The organism is Corynebacterium suedekumii (assembly GCF_030252185.1).
Lineage (GTDB): Bacteria > Actinomycetota > Actinomycetes > Mycobacteriales > Mycobacteriaceae > Corynebacterium > Corynebacterium suedekumii.
Genome location: NZ_CP126970.1, coordinates 1,922,546 through 1,938,889, shown reverse-complemented (window position 1 = coordinate 1,938,889; position 16,344 = coordinate 1,922,546). Strand labels below are relative to the sequence as shown.

The following is a 16,344-nucleotide window of genomic DNA, read 5'->3' as shown; positions in this document are numbered from 1 at the left end:
CCGGGGTTGCCCGCAGGACAGCCTATCAGCCGGTTAGTTGTTTCTCCCATGCGGCCCGAAGGTGTTTCTCCCCCGAACCCAACCCCGTCGGCCCCACGTGCGGAAACCGCCCCTCAACGGGTGTTTTCCCGCGCTGTAAGGTCTGTCACACCGAGGGTGCATCTACCTCCGACGGGGGTGACCTGAGGGACGGAATGACCGGTTCCTCCTCCGTCCACCCCCGTTGTGGCCCCGGCACTCCCCCCGCTGCGGATCATGCCGGCACCCTCCCCGGGGTGTCCGGGCGGATCAGTTGATGTAGGTCACCCGCGCGGTGACCACGCCCCACACCTCGGTGGCCAGGACGACGAGCAGGGCGACGACGGTGGTCACCAGGAGGGCGAGCGGGTCGTAGAAGTCCATGCCGCGCAGGAGGAAGAGCACGACGAGCAGGACGATAATCTTGAGCAGCCACCCGCCGAGGACGACGAGGCCCGTGGTGCCGGCGTCGGTGCCGGAGGTCATGAGGACACTCACGGCGGTGAGCAGCACGAAGCCGCCGCCGATGGCGGCACCGATGAGTACGCCCCAGATGCCCGGGAGGTCGCGGGTGGCTCCCCAGATGACCAGGGAGGCGATGGTGATCACAGCCAGCGCGACGGTGCCGAAGCGCAGGGCGCGCAGCAGCGGGCGGCGGGGATCGTCGAACTCCGAGGTCTCCGGGGTCGGGGTCGGATCGGGCGTGTGGGAGGCTGGTGTGGTGGTCACCCACGGCATCCTACCTGCTGTGTCCTCCGGCCTGCCCTCCCCCACCTCACTCACGCTCAGGGGTCCTGCCGGACCACCACGTGGGTCCCGGTGTCGCGGCGGCCGAGCTTTCCGGCCCGCAGGGGGATGAGGGTGACCACGAAGGCGACGATGAGGGCGATGATCGTGGTCGCCAACGCCACGCGGGCGGGGACGACGGAGAAGCTCACGGCACCGAAGGCGACGACGCTGACCCACAGGTAGAGGACCAGGACCGTGCGGCGGTGGGTGTGGCCGAGGGAGAGCAGCCGGTGGTGCAGGTGCATCTTGTCGGCGGAGAACGGCGATGTGCCCCGGGACAGCCGTCGGACGACCGCGAGCACGAGGTCGAGGACCGGCACGAAGATGGCGGCGATGACGACGATGACCGGGCTCATGAGGGCGACGAGGTCGGCGGCGCCGTAGAGCGACATGTTGATCTTGCCGGACGCGGAGGTCGACGCCGCGGCCAGCAGCAGTCCGATGAGCATGGAGCCGGAGTCGCCCATGAAGATGCGGGAGGGCTCGAAGTTGTGGGGCAGAAAGCCCAGGCAGATGCCGACCAGGCCGGCGGCGATGATGGCGGGCGGGTAGGCGGAGACCGCCCCGCCCTGGTCGTGGAGGACGGTCAGCGAGAACACGAGGATCGCGCCGCCGGCGATCATGCCCAGGCCGGCGGCGAGGCCGTCGAGACCGTCGACGAAGTTGATGGCGTTGACCAGGGCGACGGTGAAGACGGTGGTGACGATGGTGGAGAGCACCTGGTCGAGCACCACGGTCGTGCCGTCGCCGACGGGCAGGTAGAGCAGGGTCCAGGACAGGCCGAGGACGCTGAGCAGGATGGCGGAGAGCAGCTGGCCGATGAGTTTGGTGATCGCGTCGAGCTCGTAGAGGTCGTCGAGCACGCCGACGACGACGATGGCGAACGCCGCCCAGATGACCGCGTTCATCTCCGGGGTGACCGGCATGAATCCGCGGGTCAGGGCCGGGAGCTGGGCGGCGAGGAAGACGGCGGCGAGGAAGCCGGAGAACATCGCCACCCCACCGAGACGTGGGGTGGGCTGGGTGTGGACGTCGCGCTGCCGGATCTCGGCGACCCGGCCCGAGCGGACCATGATCGAGCGGATGATGCCGGTGGCCAGGTAGGTGATCGCCGCGGCGACGAGGAGCACCAGACCCAGTTCGCGCAGCGGGACGCCTGCCCCCATCTAGGTGGTTCCCCGCAGGGTCTCGGCCGGGACACCCAGAACCTCGCCGAGACGTTCCGCGGTGATCGCTCCTTCGCGGAGGATGCGGGGGGCGGGGCCGGAGAGGTCGATGATGGTCGACGGCTTGCCCACCGGCGTCTCGCCGCCGTCGAGGTAGACGGCGACGGCGGAGCCGAGCTGCTGCTTGGCGGCGATGGCGGTGGTGGGCGGCTCGTGGCCGGAGATGTTGGCCGAGGACACGGCCATGGGGCCGACCTCGCGGAGCAGTTCGATGGCCACCGGGTGCAGCGGCATCCGCAGCATGACGGTGCCACGGGTGTCCCCGAGGTTCCACGGCAGGGAGGGTGCCTGGGGCACGACGATGGACAGCCCGCCGGGCCAGAACGCCTCGACGAGGGCCTCGGCCTGCGGGGTGAACTCGCGGACCAGGCCCTTGACGGTGTCCCAGGACCCGACGAGGACGGGCACCGGCATGTCGGGGCCGCGGTGCTTGGTGGCCAGGAGGTTCGCCACGGCGGCGTTGTCGAAGGCGTCGCAGCCCAGGCCGTAGAGGGTGTCGGTGGGCAGCACGACCAGTCGTCCGCCGCGGGCGGCGTCGACGGCGGCGCGCATGCCCTCGGCACGGGTGGCCTCATCGGCGCAGGAGTAGATGCGACTCATCTTCTGGCGACCTCACAATGTTCTCGGTGGCGTGTGTCAGTTGGTCAGCTTACTCGCCGTGACGAAGCGGGCCCGACCGGTCAGGTCGTGCAGGACCGCGATGTCCCCGAAACCACCGTGGGCGCGCACGGCCGACTGGACGGTGTCGGAGGTGGTGTCGTCGTGCTCGATGCCCACCAGCCCGCCGGGGACCAGCAGGCGGTGGACGAGCGGGAGCATGCGGTCGATGACGTCCATGCCGGAGGCGCCGCCGAAGACGGCCTCGGGCGGGTCGGCGTAGACCTCCGGGTCCAGGTCGTCGGTCAGCGGCACGTACGGCGGGTTGGTGAGCACCAGGTCGACGGTGCCGTGCCACTCCCCCAGCGTGTCAGCATCGGTGACGTCCCCCTGGATCACGGACACGGTGGTGCCGGCGGCGTTGCGCCGCGCCCACTCCAGCGCCGCCGACTGCTTCTCGACGCCCACCACCTCCGCACCCGGGCACGCATCGGCGACGTAGAGCGCGAGGGCACCGGACCCGGTGCACAGGTCGACGACCCGGGGGCTCTCGACCCCCGTCAGCTGCCGCACGCCCCAGTCCGCGAGGACCTCGGTCTCCGGACGCGGGATGAACACGCCGGGGCCCACGGCCAGGTCGAGCGGGCCGAAGGGGGCGGTGCCGAGGATGTGCTGGAGCGGTTCCCGGCCTCCCGGCGGGCGACCGCCGCCCAGAACCCGTCCGGCACCGTGTCGATGCCGTGCAGGTCGAGGGTGCCCACGCCGTGCAGGTGCGCGGCGATGAGCCGGGCGTCGACCTGCGGCGACGGTACGCCGGCCGCGGTGAGGCGGGCGGCGGCGTCGACAAGCGCGACCCGCAGGTGCACGCTATTCGGTCTCGAGGCGCTCGGCACGTTCCGCCGCCTGGAGGGCGGTGAACAGGTCGTCGAGGTTGCCGTCGAGGACGGAGTCGAGGTTGTTGGCCTTGAACCCGATGCGGTGGTCGCTGATGCGGTTCTCCGGCCAGTTGTAGGTGCGGATGCGCTCGGAGCGGTCCATGGTGCGCACCTGTGCGGCACGCCCCTCAGCGGCCTCGGCGTCGGCCTTCTCGCGCTCCATCTGCTCGAGGCGGGCCTGCAGGACCTGCATGGCACGCGCCTTGTTCTGGATCTGGGAGCGTTCCTTCTGGCAGGTGACCACGATGCCGGTGGGCAGGTGGGTCAGGCGCACGGCCGAGTCGGTCGTGTTGACGCCCTGGCCACCCTTGCCGGAGGACCGGTAGACGTCGACGCGCAGGTCCTTCTCGTCGATCTCCACGGCACCCGGCTCATCGGTCTCGGGGAAGACCATGACGCCGGCCGCGGAGGTCTGGATGCGGCCCTGCGACTCGGTGACGGGCACCCGCTGCACGCGGTGGACGCCGCCCTCGAACTTGAGCACGCTCCACGCCCCGTCCCGACCCGGGTTCTTCGCCCGGAAGGACAAGGTCATGTCCTTGACTCCGCCGAGGTCGGACTCGGACAGGCCGAGCACCTCCCACGTCAGGCCGTGCTTGTCGGCGTAACGCTCGTACATCCGAGCCAGATCGCCGGCGAACAACGCGGCCTCCTCGCCACCGGCGCCGGCCTTGATCTCCATGATCACGTCGTCGGCGTCATGCGGGTCACGCGGGGCCAGCAGGTCCGCGAGCTGCTCCTCGAGCTCCACCGTCTCGGCCTCCAGGCGTTCGGCCTCGGCCTTGAACTCGTGGTCCTCGTGGGCCATCTCCTGGGCGTCGGCCAGGTCGGCGCGGGCCTGCACGAGACGGTTGTTGACGTTGATGATCGGCTGCAGTTCCGCGTAGCGCTTCGACAGCTTGCGGAACAGTGTCTGGTCGCCGGCGGTCTCCGGGTCGGCCATCTGGGCCTCGATGCCCTGGTACTCGGAGACGATGTCGTCGACGGCGGAAACGGTGTTCGCCATCAGGAGTACTCCTCCTCATCCTTGTCGGCGGCCATCGGCGCGCTCGATGCGACCTGCATGAGGAACTCGCCGTTGGACTTGGTCTTCTTCAGCTGCTTGATCAGCAGGTCGATGGCCTGCTGCGGATCCAGCGCCGAGAGGATGCGACGCAGCTTGTGCATGATGCGCGCCTCCTCCGGGACGAGCAGCAGCTCGTCCTTACGGGTGCCGGAGGGGTTGACGTCGACCGCCGGGAACACCCGACGCTCGGAGATCTTGCGGTCGAGCTTGAGCTCGGCGTTGCCGGTGCCCTTGAACTCCTCGAAGATGACGGTGTCACCGGCGGAACCGGTCTCCACCATCGCGGTGGCGATGATGGTCAGCGAGCCGCCGTTCTCGATGTTGCGGGCGGCACCGAGGAAACGCTTCGGCGGGTACAGCGCGTTGGAGTCCACACCACCGGAGAGGATGCGGCCCGACGCCGGTGAGGAGTTGTTGTACGCACGGCCCAGACGGGTGATGGAGTCGAGGAGGACGACGACGTCCTTGCCCTGCTCCACCAGACGCTTCGCCCGCTCGATGGCCAGTTCCGCGATGGCGGTGTGCTCTGACGGCGGACGGTCGAAGGTGGAGGCGATGACCTCCCCCTTGACGGAACGCTGCATGTCCGTGACCTCCTCGGGACGCTCGTCCACGAGGACGACCATGAGGTGGCACTCCGGGTTGTTGGTGGAGATCGCGTTGGCGATGTTCTGCATGATCGTCGTCTTACCGGCCTTCGGCGGCGAGACGATGAGCGCACGCTGCCCCTTGCCGATCGGCATGATCAGGTCGATGACGCGGGTGGTGAGGATCCGCGGATCCGTCTCCAGACGCAGCCGCTGGTTCGGGTACAGCGGGGTGAGCTTGTTGAAGTCGGGGCGGTTGCGCGACTCCTCCACCGTCAGACCGTTGACCGAGTCGACGCGCACCAGCTGGTTGTACTTCTGCTTGTTGCGGCCCTGGCCGTGCTGCTGCTGGGCACCCATCTTCACCTGGCCGGTGACCGCGTCACCGGAGCGCAGGCCGAAGCGGCGCACGAGCTGGTTGTTGACGTAGACGTCCGCCGGCGACGGGTGGTAGCCGGTGGTACGCACGAAGGCGACGTTGTTGTCCACCACGTCGAGGATGCCGGCGACGTCCTGCAGATCAGCGGCGTCATGCTGCTGATCGTGCTGGTTGTTCTGGTGCTGCTGGTTCCCACCGTCGTGCTGGTCGCCACCGCGATTGCGGCGGTTACGACGGTTGCGACGCCCCCGGCGTCCCTCACCGTCGTTGTTATTGCGGTCGTTGCGGTCGTTGCGGTTGTTGTTGCCGCCCTGGTTACGGTCGCCGCGATCATTACGGTCACCGCGGTCACCGCGGTCGCCCCGGTCACTGTGGTTGTCACGGTCGTCCTGGTCGTTCCGGCCGTCCCGGTCATCACGGTTGCCGTGGTCATCCCGGCGGTCGTCCCGGCGGTCGTCCCGCTGGCCGGACTGCTCGTCGCGGTCATCGCGGCGGTTGTCCTGCTGGCCGCCCTCCTCGCGCTGGTTGTGGCGGGCGCGGTTGCGGCGGGCACGGCGGGCGGCGGAGCGGGACTCGTAGCGCTGCTCACCGCTGTCGTCGGTGTCCCCGCCCTGATCGCCGGAGTTGTCGCCGGCGTTGACGTCGGTGTTCGGGCGATCGTCGTCACGCCCGGTGTCTTCAGTGCGCTCGCGGCGCTGGCGCTGCGGCTTCTCGTTCTTCGGCTGCTCGCCCTGCTCGGCGTCCGGGGCCTGGTCGGCGGCGGCCTCGGCGGCGACGGCGCGGGCCTTCGGCGGCACGGAGCCGGTCTGGATGGCCGTGATCAGGTCGCCCTTGCGCAGGCCGGACACTCCCTTGAGTCCCTTGTCAGCGGCGAGCTTGCGCAGCTCGGTGAGCTTGAGGGAGGAGAGGTTCTGGCCGCCGTCTCCCGCGGTGGATCCTGCGGTGGCGTTGTCCGTATCAGTCACGGATGTCCTTTCGTTGCTTCATCAGCTGCGGAGGTGTCCTCGTGCGGTTCGCGCACGGCTGAAAGCATGTGTGGAGTTGGTCGACTCGACGCGTCCGTCCGCGGTGACCGCAGGTGGCCGGCGTGGCGACGGGGGTCACCGGCGGCCGTGGTGACACGGAGCCGGGCGTGGAGAAAGTGATCAGACCGAGCCGGAACGACAACCTCACGGCCTGCTTCCGGGCGAGCCTGGGTGCCAGGTTCACCAGCAGAATGTGGGCGGACACGTGGTCCGGGCGGATCGGGGTCCGACCATGGTTCTCAGGCGAACTCCCGTCGATCTGCGCCAAGTGTAGCGCATGGTGACGGCGGGACCGGTATGACCCACCCGGCTAGAGTGTTGGTCATGCTCTCCACCATGCAGAACGTGCCGCTGTCGATCGCGCGCATCCTGGAGTACGGTTGCACCGCCCACGCGTCGACGAAGGTGACCACCTGGCGCACCGGTGAGGCCGAGGAGGCGACGTTCGCGGACATCGGCGCCCGGGCCGCAGCCTTCGCCCACGCCCTGCATGATGAGCTCGGCGTCACCGGCGACCAGCGGGTGGGCTCGTTCATGTACAACTGCGCCGAGCACCTCGAGGTGCTGTTCGCGGTCTCCGCCAAGGGGGCGGTGTTCGCGCCGCTGAACAAGCAGCTCATGGCCGACCAGGTCCGCCACATCATCAACCACGCCGAGATCGAGGTGATCGTCGCCGATCCCCGCCTCGCGGAACTGCTGGGTACGGCGATGACGGACTGTCCGACGGTGCGGGCCGTGGCCTTCACCGGTCTGTCTCCGCTGGAGCCGCTGGTGGCGCACCTGCCCGAGGGAGTCGAGATCCACTCCTACGAGGCTCTGCTCGACGGCCGCTCGACGGTCTACGACTGGCCGGAGCTGGACGAGAACACCGCCGCCGCGATCTGCTACTCCACCGGCACCTCCGGCGCCCCGAAGGGTGTCGCGTACTCGCACCGCTCGATCTACCTGCAGGCGATGGCGCTGCGGACCGCGGACTCCTTGGCCGTCTCCCACGGCGAGTCCTTCCTGTGCTGTGTGCCGATCTACCACGTCCTGTCCTGGGGCGTGCCCTACGCGGCGTTCATGTCGGGCACTCCCCTGGTGTTCCCGGACTCGGACGTCTCGGCACCGACCCTGGCGCGTCTCATCGCCGCCCTGCATCCCCGGGTGGCCAACGGCGTTCCCACCCTGTGGATCCAGCTCATGGTCCACTACCTGCACAATCCGCCGGAGCGGATGTCGCTGACGGAGCTCTACGTCGGTGGTTCGCCGGCCCCGCCTATCCTCATCAAGTTGTGGGAGGAACGCTACGGTGTCGACGTCGTCCACCTGTGGGGCATGACCGAGACCTCCTCGGTGGGCACGGTCGCCCGCCCGCCGTCGGGTTCCTCGGGCGAGGCCCGCTGGGCGTACCGGATCAGTCAGGGCCGGTTCAACAATCTCCTGGAGTACCGGGTGGTCAACGACGGGCACGTCGTCTCCGCCACGGACCGCAACCAGGGCGAGATCCAGGTGCGCGGCAACCTGGTCACCGGCTCCTACTATCTCTCGCCCGCCGAGGACGACGACGGCTCGGCCAGTGAGTTCCGCGGCCGCCACGTCGAGGACGCCGAAGAGCAGTTCACCGCCGACGGCTGGCTGCGCACCGGTGACGTCGGATCGGTCACCGCGGACGGGTTCCTCACCGTGTCCGACCGGGCGCGTGACGTCATCCGTTCCGGTGGTGAGTGGATCTACTCCGCCATGCTGGAGAACCTCATCATGGACGCCCCCGAGGTCGTCGAGTGCGCCGTCATCGGCTACCCCGACGACAAGTGGGGCGAGCGGCCGCTGGCGGTGACGGTGCTGCACGAGGACATCGCGCAGACGACGCAGACCGCCGAGGAGCTGCGTGACCGGCTGCGGTCCTCGCTGCCGGGCTGGATGCTGCCGGAGTACTGGACCTTCGTCCGGGACATCGACAAGACGTCGGTGGGCAAGTTCGACAAGAAGGACCTGCGCACGCACCTGGCCAACGACGAGTTCAAGGTCATCGCCCTCCAGGGCCCGGGTCAGACGAAGGCTGCCACGCCCCAGGCCGCGACGGATGAGGATCCGGCCGAGCCCACAATTTAAACCGATCCGAATCTGAAATATTCTTGGCATCGGGCCCGCAGGTTCCTAGGATGGACAGGACATGACTGCCCACACCTCCCAGCCGATCCCCCTGTCCATGCCGGTCCCGCGCGAACGCGACACCGGCCGGGCCGGCACGCCGACCCGCCCGCTGGGCGCGGACGGCACGGCCGAACTGGTGGACACCCACGGCCGGACTGCCCGGGACCTGCGCGTCAGCCTCACCGACCGCTGCAACCTGCGCTGCACCTACTGCATGCCCGCCGAGGGCCTGGAATGGCTGCCCACCGAGCTGTCGTTGACCGATGAGGAGGTCATCCGGCTCATCACCATCGCCGTCACCCGCCTGGGCATCCGGCAGGTGCGTTTCACCGGCGGCGAGCCCCTGCTGCGGAAGTCGCTCGAGGACATCATCGCGGCGACCACGGCACTGCGCACCGACGAAGGTGAGAAGGTGGCCACGGCGCTGACGACCAACGGCCTGGGCCTGCCGCGACGACTGCCCGGGCTGACGAAGGCCGGACTCGACCGGGTGAACATCTCCCTGGACACCCTCGACCGGGCCCGTTACGCCGAGCTGACCCGGCGCGACCGCCTGCCGGACGTCCTCGAGGCCATCGACGCCGCGGTCGCCGCGGGCCTTCATCCGGTCAAGGTCAACTCGGTCATCATGCCCGGGGTCAACGAGGCGGACATCGTGCCGTTGGCCACCTACTGCCTCGAACGGGGCGCCCAGCTGAGGTTCATCGAGCAGATGCCGCTGGGCCCGCGGGAGAAATGGCAGCGCGGGGCCATGGTCACCGCCGAGGAGATCCTCGCGCAACTGCGCACCGCCTTCGAGCTCACGCCGGCCGAGGAGCCGCGCGGGTCGGCGCCGGCCGCGGTGTGGGACGCCCGCGGCGTCGATAAGCGGGAGCTGGCCGGCAGCATCGGCGTCATCGCGTCGGTGACCCGGCCGTTCTGCGGCGACTGTGACCGCACGCGGTTGACCACCGACGGCGCGATCCGCACGTGCCTGTTCTCCCGGTCGGAGACCTCTCTGCGCGAACTCATCCGCGGCGGGGCATCCGACGAGGAACTGGCGCAGGTGTGGGCCGGGGCGATGTGGGGCAAGCTCCCGGGCCACGGGATCGACGATCCGGGGTTCCTCCAGCCCGACCGTCCCATGTCCGCCATCGGTGGCTAGTCTGATGCGCATGCGGTCGATCACCGAACACCTGGCCGCGGCCCACGCGCTCGCCGTCCCCGGCACTCCCGTCACCGTGCCTGTCGACCGGGCTCTCGGCCTGGTGCTGGCCGCCCCGCCGGTCGCGCAGCTTCCGGTGCCCCCTTTCAGCAACTCCGCGGTCGACGGTTTCCTCGTCCGCGACGCCGACCTCGCCGGCCCCGGGCCCTGGTCCCTGCCGGTGGCCGGAGACGTTCCTGCCGGAGCCGCCGCCCGTGAGGTCACCCCCGGTCACGCGCTCCGCATCATGACCGGCGCGCCGGTCGGTGACGAGCACGCCGGTGTGCGCGTCATCCCGGTCGAGGACACCGACATCGCCCCCGGGCCCGGCCCCCTGCCCGCGGTGGTCACCGTCGACGCGGTGCACCGGGATCGGAACCACATCCGGCGCGCCGGGGAGAACACGGCCGTGGGTGAGGAGGTCATGCCGATCGGGACGCGTATCGACGCCGGCGCCCTCGCCGCCCTCGTCTCCTGCGGCATCCCCTCCGTCACCGTCCATCCCCGTCCGCGGGTGGCGGTGCTGTCCTCCGGCGACGAACTCGTCGATCCGGGTACCACCCCCGGCGCCGGTCAGCTCCCCGACTCCAACCGTCCGATGATCACCGCCCTGCTCGCCGAGTTGGGGGTGACGGCGACGAACATGCACGCCGGCGATGACACCCGCGCGTTCGGGACGCTGCTCGACGAGCTCTGCGCCACCCATGACCTGGTGATCACCACCGGCGGGGTCTCCGTCGGGGCCTTCGACGTCGTCCGCGAGGTCACCGGTTCCGGCGACATGTGGTTCGGTCCCGTCGCCCAGCGGCCCGGCGCGCCGCAGGGCCTGGGCACCCGCGGTGGGGCGGTGCTGATGTGCCTGCCGGGCAACCCGGTGGCCGCGTTCGTCTCCTTCTGCGTCTACGCCCCCGGGGTGCTGGCCACGTTGGCGGGCGCACCGACCAGCGCGGACCTGTGGGAACGCCCGCATGTGACGGCGAGGGTGGCCGACGGGGTCACCCTGCCCGCCTCCCCGGAGCGGGCGTTCCTCGCCCCCGTCCGGCTCACCTACGGCCGCGACGGCGTCACCGCCGCCCCCTTCAACCGCCGCAGCACCGGCTCCCACCTCGTCGGATCGCTGGCCGCCACCGACGGCCTCGCGGTCATCGAGGCCGGCGCGGACCGCCCCGAAACCGGCAGCACCGTCCGTGTCCTGCTCCGCCGACTCTGATCACCCCTTCCGAAAGGCTCTCCCATGAAGTTCACCCATCTCACCGACGCCGGCACGGCCTACATGGTCGACGTCACCGAGAAGCAGCCCACCGTCCGGGCCGCCACCGCCCGCGGTGAGGTCGCCTGCTCCCCCGACGTGCTCGCCGCGCTGCGCGACGGCACCGTCCCCAAGGGTGATGTCCTCGCCGTGGCGCGTATCGCGGGTATCTCCGCGGCGAAGAAGGTCCCCGACCTGCTGCCGCTGGCCCACACCATCGGCGTCCACGGCTGCGCGGTGGACCTGGCCGTCGAGGACGACCACGTCGCCATCGAGGCCACCGTGCGTACCGCCGACCGCACCGGCGTGGAGATGGAGGCACTGACCGCCGTCACCGTCGCCGCCCTGGCCGTCATCGACATGGTCAAGGGCGTGGACCGCTCCGCCTACCTCCGCACCTGCGGCATCACTGCGAAGTCGGGCGGCCGCTCCGGTGACTGGTCCCGCGAGCTGCCGCGCTGATGTACGCGGTAATCATCCTCGCCGGCGGCCGCGGCTCCCGCATGGGTGGGGTGGACAAGGCACAGGTCACCCTCGACGGGGTGCGGTTGGTCGATCATCTTCTCGCGCGGCTCGCTCCACGTGACGACGCCCCCGTGGTCGTCGTCTCCCCCACCCTCACCCTGCCGGTGGCCGGGGTGGAGGTCGTCTCCGAGGCTCCGCCCTACGGCGGGCCGGTCGCCGGCATCGCCGCAGGTGTGGCGGCTGTCGGTGACGTCGATCTCGTGGGTGTCATCTCCGTCGACGCCCCCGACTCCGCCGAGCTCCTGCCGGTCCTGGCCGCTGCCCTGGCGGCCGATGGCTCAGCTGACGTCGCCGTCATCCGCGCCGCCGACGGCCACCTCCAGCCGCTGTGCGCGATGTGGCGGACCACCGCCCTGCACCGGGCGCTGTCCCGCCTGGACACGGTGCGGGATCAGGCGGCGAAGAAGTTGCTGGCAGCCGCCGGAACTGTCCTCGAGGTCGCGGGCGGCGGCGCGGAGCGCGACTACGACACCCTGGCCGAACTGGCCGAACGCGGCCGGGCCGAGCTGCCCTGACCAGGCCCGGTCAGCGCACGATGATCGTCCCGTGCTGCCCCTTCTCCGCGTCGGTCATGATGTGGTTGACAAACGTGTAGGTCCCCGGTTCGTCGAAGGTCACCTCGACGAACCCGCCCTGGGCGGGCAGCAGCGGCAGCACCTGGGCACCCGTGCCCTCGGTGAGTCCGTTTCGGACCGGGTAGGCGCCCTCGCTGAACACGGTGTCGAAGATGCCGCCGACGATGTGGAAGCTCACCGGGTTGTCCGGGCCGACATTGAGGACCCAGAACCGTGCCCGCTGCCCGGCGGTGAGCTCGATGGGGCGGGAATCATACTGGTTGGGGAAGCCGTTGAACGCGGTGAGATCATAGGCACCCGCCGAGACCCGGTCCGCGTCCGCCCCGGTGGCCTCCGGCCCGAGGAAGACCTCGTGGGCGATGAGGGCATACTCCCGGTCGACCTCGTCGAGCCCTTCCGGCGGGTCGATGATGACCGCCCCGGCCATGCCGTTGGCGATGTGCAGGCTCATCGGCGCCGTCGCGCAGTGGTACATCCAGATCCCGGAACGGCGGGCGACAAATTCGTAGACCAGCGACTCCCCGGGGTTGATGGTGGCCATGGGGGCGTCGGGGCTGACCTCCCCGGCGTGGAAGTCGACGGAATGGCCCATCGACCCGTCGTTGGTCAACGTGAGGCGGAAGGTGTCCCCCGCCCGGCCCCGCAGCGTCGGGCCCGGGGCCTGCCCGTTGAACAGCCACTGGACCTGGCGGTGCCCGGGGGCGACCTCCCGTATCTCCTCGGTGACGGTGAACGCCAGCTCGTGGACCGTCGAGGCCGGGGCCGGCGGCAGGACCGGGTCGTGGAAGACGGTGTCGGTGATGTCGTGGTTGAGCCGGTCCGCGGAGGTGGGGACCTCGGCGAAGGGGTTGCTGCCGACGGCGGCGGTGGGGCGGTCCCCGAGACCGCCGCCGGATGACGCGGAGGTGTCGGTGACGACGACGTCGAGAAGCATGCCCTGCGACCTGTGTCCGGCGACGGTGCACCAGCCCTCGAGATCCCCGGTGACCACCCCGGCGTCGAGGGTGGCGGAGTCGCCGGGGTCGATGAGCTCGGTTCTCACACCGTTGAGGCTCAGGTCGTGGGGCTGGTCGTCGTCGTTGTGGAGCTCGATGACCAGGTGTGTGCCGGCGGGGACCTCGATGCGGTCGGGAACATAGGACATCCCCTCGATCCGCACCTCCTGCGTCACCGTGTCCCGGGCTGCGGTCGACACCGGACCGGCCTCATTCGTCGATGGGGCGGTGGTGAGGGTGACGCCGAGAATGACCACAGCCGCGATCGCCAGACCGACGATGAGCCAGGACGCCCACCCGCTGCCGGTGTCCGGCTCCGGCTGGCGGGTGGTGGAGGCGGACGGGCCGAGGGGGATGGTCATGGGGACTCCGTTCGGTGGTGCCGGATGACGGCGGTGGCGATGAACCCGGCATGCGTCAGCAGGCCGACTCCCAGGAGGATGAGACCGGCGGTGCGGGCGGGACCGTCAGTGTCGAGCAGTGTCAGCAGGCCGCCGAGGTTGAGCAGGAGGATGCGCGCCGGGCCGGCACCCCGGGCGGCGGCGCGGGCCCGGAGGACGCGGTCACGTCCACCGCCGAGGAGGGTGGGCAGGAGGTGGTGGAGGACGCCGGTGATGAGCTGGAGCAGGCCCGTGCCGAGGAAGACGGGGATGAGCAGCTGGGTGACCTGGCGGGCGTCAGCACCGGCGATGGTGCTCGCCGCGTCGGCGGCGCACACCGCGACCATCCACAACAGTCCCGCGGTGACGCTCACGGCGGCGGTCGACCAGCCGGGGGGTACCGCCGACGACGGCGGCGAGGACCGGCTGGAGTATGAGCAGCGCGGCGACGACGATGAGCAGCTGGATCAACCCGGCCCACCCGGAGTGACCGAGCGACTGGGCGACGATGACCCCGACCAGGGCGAGGCAGTGGATGATCAGTGCCACGGTGCAGCGACGCCGTGCGGTGGCGCTGATCCGCGTGCCGGTGAGGGTGGGAAGCAGGGTGATCACGGTGCCCAGGATGGTCAGCCAGGTAAAGCCCCACACCGCGGCGCGGGAGTGAGCGGCGATGAGGTCGGCGTAGGAGCCCACGCCCCGGCCGGCGACGTTGCCCATGATCCCGGCGACGACGAGGAAACCGGCGGCGGCGAGGTAGAACGGCACGGTGACGGCGAAGGTGCCGGCCAGGCTGCGGCGCAGGTGGGAGTACACCACGGCCATGTGCCAGAGGAACGCCCAGATAACCAGGGTGGCGGCGAAGTCTGCGAGCGCACCCCAGTCATAGCCCGCCCTGCCCACGATGAGCAGGATGAGGCCGCTCTGGATGAGCGCCACCCGAGCCATCACGCCGCGACGGTCGTCGCCGGCGGTACGCGTCAGGGCCTCGGTGAAGTGTGTGGAGTAGACGAGGATGGCGGTGGCGACCACCCCGAGGGTGAAGGAGTGGACGGACACCCACCAGCTGACGGGGGCGCCGAGGGCACCGGCGATGACGATGCCGACCCCGATGAGCAGCCACAGGCCGAGCACTGCGGCGACGTGTGTGTGCCAGCGCCCCCGGGCACGCAGGGAGACGTCGGTCAGTGACACCTCAGACACGGGCGAGCCTCCGCTCCCGGGCCTTCCGGCGACGGTTCCGGTCGGTGGCGATGAGAACGATGCCGGTGAGCGCGAACCCGAGGATGGCGACCACGGTGATGACTCCCCCGAGCTGCCAGGGTCCGGTGGCCTGACGCAGGTCGGCGACGATACGCAGGGCCAGCCCTGCGTGGAGGACGATGACGGGCAGGTAGAGGGCCGGATGGTACGGGATGGTCCTGCGGATCACCCCGCCGAGGATGAACGGAGCGTGGGCGAAGATCATCGAGATGACGAAGCCGAGGAAGATCGAGTGCACGGCGGCGTCGTGCAGGTGCCCGGCGCGGGTGTGTCCCCCGCCCATCCACAGCAGCCCGGCGACGAGGAGCCAGGCGTAGCCGGCGAGCATGCAGGCCGCGGTGTAGCGCGGTAGTTGTCCGGCGTGGATGAGACGTCGGGCAGCGTCGACACGCACCGTCACCACGGCGATGGCGGCAAGCAGGGCACCCATGAGGAAGAACCCGAGCTGGGGGTGCAGCGCGAAGATGAGGGCCGCGGCGGTCAACGCGAGGACGAGGGTGGTGATGAGGGTCTCGGCGGCGGTGCCGGCAAACGACACCCGGGCCAGCTCCATCCGTTCGCCGATGATGGTGGCCACCGCGAACACGACGGCATAGGGCATGACGTCGGCGAAGTCCGCCCCGCCACCCCAGGTGACGGTGGCCAGGACGCCACCGATGACGCCCGTGGCCTGGACGAGGACCGACAGGGTGGCCTGGCGGTGGTGGATGAGGACGTAGACCGCACCGAGGACGAGAAAGGAGACGGTGAACAACGCGGCCGGCACCGGCCGGGGTGCCCCCGACGAGCAGGGTGGCAACGCCGAGAGCGTTGGCCACCGGTCCGGCCCACGCCCAGCGGGTCCGGGCGGCGACGGTGCGTTCCAGCCCGATTGCGCCGCCGACAAAGCCGAAGATCATCAGTGCGCCGTGGTCGGTGCCGGATGTCACCGTGCCGCCGTCCCACACCCCGATCAGGACCAGCCCGGCGGCCAGACCGCTGAGCATCGCCACGCCGGCCACAGCGAGGAGGATGCCGCGAGGCCACACGGACACACATCTATTTATCACGGCTTTTATCGTACTAATATTGGTCCCAGGTGGAAAGCGACCACCTTCGCCACCTCGCCCCCACGCGAACCGACCACAGAAAGGCCCACCAACATGGGCATGCAGCTTCCCATCACCAACGCCAGCGACCCCGCCGAGATCCCCACCCTCAACGCCTCCCAGATCCCGCACGCCGTACGCCACGGGGCGATCCACGGCGCCCTGGACTCCCGCAACGTCGGCGAATCCATGATCCTCATCGCCCCGCACAACCCGCTGCCCCTGCTCAAGGAGGTGGCAGCCCGGGACGAGGCCTTCCAGGTGACCTACCTGCAGGAGGGCCCGCACGACTGGCACCTGAAGTTCACCCGCACCGCCTGAGCGCACC

At 70.1% G+C, this 16,344-nt stretch carries 14 protein-coding genes and 2 pseudogenes; 6 read left to right on the top strand and 10 right to left on the bottom strand.

The genetic code is table 11. The features are described 5' to 3' along the window. Positions 1-288: 288 nt before the first annotated feature. The 6 genes and pseudogenes from QP029_RS09730 to rho all read right to left on the bottom strand — a co-directional run bounded on the left by QP029_RS09730 (position 289) and on the right by rho (position 6,562). Positions 289-756, bottom strand: coding sequence for a Cg1360 family ATP-synthase-associated protein (locus QP029_RS09730; RefSeq protein ID WP_284876219.1), 468 nt, complete (start codon positions 754-756; stop codon positions 289-291). 47 nt (positions 757-803) lie between these two features. Beyond that, positions 804-1,973: a glycosyltransferase family 4 protein gene (locus QP029_RS09725; protein ID WP_284874117.1), complete on the bottom strand. Its 1,170-nt coding sequence runs from the start codon at positions 1,971-1,973 to the stop codon at positions 804-806. Continuing rightward, complete coding sequence (locus QP029_RS09720) at positions 1,974-2,633, bottom strand: L-threonylcarbamoyladenylate synthase (RefSeq protein ID WP_284874116.1); 660 nt, start codon at positions 2,631-2,633, stop codon at positions 1,974-1,976. It abuts the gene before it with no gap. A gap of 36 nt (positions 2,634-2,669) precedes the next feature. Beyond that, positions 2,670-3,496: pseudogene (prmC, locus tag QP029_RS09715) on the bottom strand (peptide chain release factor N(5)-glutamine methyltransferase). Between the two features lies 1 nt (position 3,497). After that, positions 3,498-4,571 carry a peptide chain release factor 1 gene (gene prfA, locus QP029_RS09710; protein WP_284874115.1) on the bottom strand — a complete coding sequence of 358 codons (1,074 nt, stop codon included), beginning with the start codon at positions 4,569-4,571 and terminating at the stop codon, positions 3,498-3,500. Beyond that, positions 4,571-6,562 carry a transcription termination factor Rho gene (rho, locus tag QP029_RS09705; protein ID WP_284874114.1) on the bottom strand — a complete coding sequence of 664 codons (1,992 nt, stop codon included), beginning with the start codon at positions 6,560-6,562 and terminating at the stop codon, positions 4,571-4,573. The genes prfA and rho overlap by 1 nt, the downstream gene beginning before the upstream one ends. 384 nt (positions 6,563-6,946) lie before the next feature. Here rho and QP029_RS09700 point away from each other — a divergent pair, with 384 nt between their 5' ends. The 5 genes from QP029_RS09700 (at position 6,947) to mobA (ending at position 12,230) form a co-directional block, all read left to right on the top strand. Beyond that, positions 6,947-8,716, top strand: coding sequence for a long-chain fatty-acid--CoA ligase (locus QP029_RS09700; RefSeq protein ID WP_284874113.1), 1,770 nt, complete (start codon positions 6,947-6,949; stop codon positions 8,714-8,716). Positions 8,717-8,813: 97 nt separating this feature from the next. After that, a complete protein-coding gene (gene moaA, locus QP029_RS09695) occupies positions 8,814-9,902 on the top strand; it encodes a GTP 3',8-cyclase MoaA (RefSeq protein WP_284876218.1) in 1,089 nt (362 codons plus the stop codon). A 10-nt stretch (positions 9,903-9,912) separates the two neighbouring features. After that, complete coding sequence (locus QP029_RS09690) at positions 9,913-11,151, top strand: molybdopterin molybdotransferase MoeA (protein WP_284874112.1); 1,239 nt, start codon at positions 9,913-9,915, stop codon at positions 11,149-11,151. A gap of 24 nt (positions 11,152-11,175) precedes the next feature. Next, complete coding sequence (moaC, locus tag QP029_RS09685; protein WP_284874111.1) at positions 11,176-11,652, top strand: cyclic pyranopterin monophosphate synthase MoaC; 477 nt, start codon at positions 11,176-11,178, stop codon at positions 11,650-11,652. Then, a complete protein-coding gene (mobA, locus tag QP029_RS09680) occupies positions 11,652-12,230 on the top strand; it encodes a molybdenum cofactor guanylyltransferase (protein WP_284874110.1) in 579 nt (192 codons plus the stop codon). Before moaC ends, mobA begins: the two co-directional genes overlap by 1 nt. A gap of 10 nt (positions 12,231-12,240) precedes the next feature. Here mobA and QP029_RS09675 read toward each other — a convergent pair whose 3' ends face one another. The 4 genes and pseudogenes from QP029_RS09675 to QP029_RS09660 all read right to left on the bottom strand — a co-directional run bounded on the left by QP029_RS09675 (position 12,241) and on the right by QP029_RS09660 (position 15,914). Further along, complete coding sequence (locus QP029_RS09675; protein ID WP_284874109.1) at positions 12,241-13,647, bottom strand: multicopper oxidase domain-containing protein; 1,407 nt, start codon at positions 13,645-13,647, stop codon at positions 12,241-12,243. Next, complete coding sequence (locus tag QP029_RS09670; protein WP_284874108.1) at positions 13,644-14,039, bottom strand: hypothetical protein; 396 nt, start codon at positions 14,037-14,039, stop codon at positions 13,644-13,646. Before QP029_RS09670 ends, QP029_RS09675 begins: the two co-directional genes overlap by 4 nt. Beyond that, positions 13,963-14,868, bottom strand: coding sequence for a hypothetical protein (locus tag QP029_RS09665; RefSeq protein WP_284874107.1), 906 nt, complete (start codon positions 14,866-14,868; stop codon positions 13,963-13,965). Before QP029_RS09665 ends, QP029_RS09670 begins: the two co-directional genes overlap by 77 nt. Continuing rightward, positions 14,861-15,914: pseudogene (locus tag QP029_RS09660) on the bottom strand (DUF8744 domain-containing protein). The gene QP029_RS09665 and the pseudogene QP029_RS09660 overlap by 8 nt, the downstream one beginning before the upstream one ends. Positions 15,915-16,076: 162 nt before the next feature. Between QP029_RS09660 and QP029_RS09655 the strand changes: the two are divergent. After that, the gene (locus tag QP029_RS09655) at positions 16,077-16,337 is read left to right on the top strand and encodes a DUF2249 domain-containing protein (RefSeq protein WP_284874105.1); all 261 of its coding nucleotides are present in this window, start codon (positions 16,077-16,079) and stop codon (positions 16,335-16,337) included. The last annotated feature ends 7 nt before the right edge of the window (positions 16,338-16,344 follow it).

Coding starts and splice junctions, on each gene's coding strand:
- QP029_RS09730 (WP_284876219.1), bottom strand. CDS start 756: ATGCCGTGGGTGACCACCACACCAGCCTCCCACACGCCCGATCCGACC.
- QP029_RS09725 (WP_284874117.1), bottom strand. CDS start 1,973: ATGGGGGCAGGCGTCCCGCTGCGCGAACTGGGTCTGGTGCTCCTCGTC.
- QP029_RS09720 (WP_284874116.1), bottom strand. CDS start 2,633: ATGAGTCGCATCTACTCCTGCGCCGATGAGGCCACCCGTGCCGAGGGC.
- prfA (WP_284874115.1), bottom strand. CDS start 4,571: ATGGCGAACACCGTTTCCGCCGTCGACGACATCGTCTCCGAGTACCAG.
- QP029_RS09700 (WP_284874113.1), top strand. CDS start 6,947: ATGCTCTCCACCATGCAGAACGTGCCGCTGTCGATCGCGCGCATCCTG.
- moaA (WP_284876218.1), top strand. CDS start 8,814: ATGCCGGTCCCGCGCGAACGCGACACCGGCCGGGCCGGCACGCCGACC.
- QP029_RS09690 (WP_284874112.1), top strand. CDS start 9,913: ATGCGGTCGATCACCGAACACCTGGCCGCGGCCCACGCGCTCGCCGTC.
- moaC (WP_284874111.1), top strand. CDS start 11,176: ATGAAGTTCACCCATCTCACCGACGCCGGCACGGCCTACATGGTCGAC.
- mobA (WP_284874110.1), top strand. CDS start 11,652: ATGTACGCGGTAATCATCCTCGCCGGCGGCCGCGGCTCCCGCATGGGT.
- QP029_RS09675 (WP_284874109.1), bottom strand. CDS start 13,647: ATGACCATCCCCCTCGGCCCGTCCGCCTCCACCACCCGCCAGCCGGAG.
- QP029_RS09655 (WP_284874105.1), top strand. CDS start 16,077: ATGCAGCTTCCCATCACCAACGCCAGCGACCCCGCCGAGATCCCCACC.